2 protein-coding genes are annotated in these 1,436 nt (G+C 57.3%); both read right to left on the reverse strand.

The genetic code is table 11. The features are described from left to right. Nucleotides 1–248: Rid family hydrolase (locus tag ACXRVY_RS29030; protein WP_458238960.1), on the reverse strand; the 248-nt coding region annotated here is incomplete at its 3' end. Between the two features lie 14 nt (nt 249–262). Further along, a complete protein-coding gene (locus tag ACXRVY_RS29035; protein ID WP_457265889.1) occupies nt 263–1,096 on the reverse strand; it encodes a phytanoyl-CoA dioxygenase family protein in 834 nt (277 codons plus the stop codon). Nucleotides 1,097–1,436 lie beyond the last annotated feature (340 nt).

Raw genomic sequence — 1,436 nt, forward strand, 5'->3', positions numbered from 1 at the left:
GTCATCAGCTCGACAACATCCGCCAGGGTCGCGCCCGCCGCCTCAAGGGCGATTTTCAAGCCTTGGAAGGCTAGGTGCGCCTGCTCTTCGATACCATTGCCCGGTGTCATTGTGGCGTCGATTCCGACCTGGCCGGAAACCCAGATCATGTCCCCGACACGCGTCGCTTGCGGAAAGTGATAGTTATCGTAGAACACTTGGGATTGGGGAGGGGTGATGGTTTGCCGTTTCAGGTTTTGGGTACTCATTGCTTGATCTCCGATCATACGAGCTGGCGGAAGGTGGGGTGACGGAAGGGTTCTCCCGGCTTCAAGGTCATCAATTCTTCGGTGAACAGAACGCCTTCCTTCGGATAACCCGCATCGCTGTGCTCCGGCAGGGGGTTGAAGGTTGCATCGTCACCAAAGAAGCGGAAAACAAAGGTGTGGCGATCCGGGAAGGCTTCGTCGACCGGCGCGCCGCCGTGAAGCGAGCCGGGATGGAGCACGACCACATCCCCGGGCTCCGTTGCCCACGACAGAATTTCGTATGCATCGGGCGCCTGCTCGCGCTCAGCCTCGATATCGGGAAGGCGAGGCAGCATGCCGCCTCCATGCAAGGGTTGGGTTGGGTTGTTCGGGTCGAGGAAGGTGGTTCCATCAAAACGCGTTCCGCGGTGTGAGCCCCGAATGATCTCCAATGCATTCTGCTTGGGAACGGATTCGAAGCTGATCCACGCATTGCCCCAATGCATGCCGGCCCAGGGCAAATAAGAAGTGTCCTGATGCCAGAGTGTGCGCGAACCGCGTCCGCCAGCCTTGAGGAATACTTCCTCGGCGAAATACCAGACGTTTTCGGAACCCCAGAGGTGTGCGAACAACTGGCCAAAGGGGAGGGAAGAGACCAATTCCTCCAGGCGCTCCTTGGCGAGCGGATTGGCATTGTCGACATGCGACTGTTGCAAAGTCCCATCGAACATTCGAAACGCGTTGGGGCCGTGGTTCTCGACTGCCCAGTCATAGGCAGTCCGACACCGAGCTAGTTGCTCCTCGTTCAGAAGCCCTTTGATCAGGACTGCCCCATCTTCCAGGAATGCCTTGCGCAGAGAGTTTTGCATAGCGGCTTTCTCCTACGAGATTTCACTAAGGTGAGATTGATCGTAGCAGCGAGATTTATTTTACGCAACACATGTTACGCTAAATCGGCATGACGCCGAAGATGCCGACTCTCTGGGCGTGGTGGCATCGGATATGGGCAGCTTTTCCCCTCCAAAAGGCGGCCAGCTGCTGCCGAATCAATCAGGCCACTTGAACGTATATACGTGGCCTGTCGAGTCAGGCGAGTGGCCGCTTGTGGCCGTTCTCTGCCGGTCATGTCTCCACGAATCTTGCTGGTCAAATACGGTGCACATGACTGGTCAGGTCGAATGCAAATGGGGGGGGGGCAAGCCCGTGTAA

The organism is Pseudomonas sp. P5_A2_2, from assembly GCF_054177685.1.

Bases quoted from the DNA above. Each gene is read 5' to 3' on its own strand.
- ACXRVY_RS29035 (WP_457265889.1), bottom strand. From the start codon at position 1,096: ATGCAAAACTCTCTGCGCAAGGCATTCCTGGAAGATGGGGCAGTCCTG.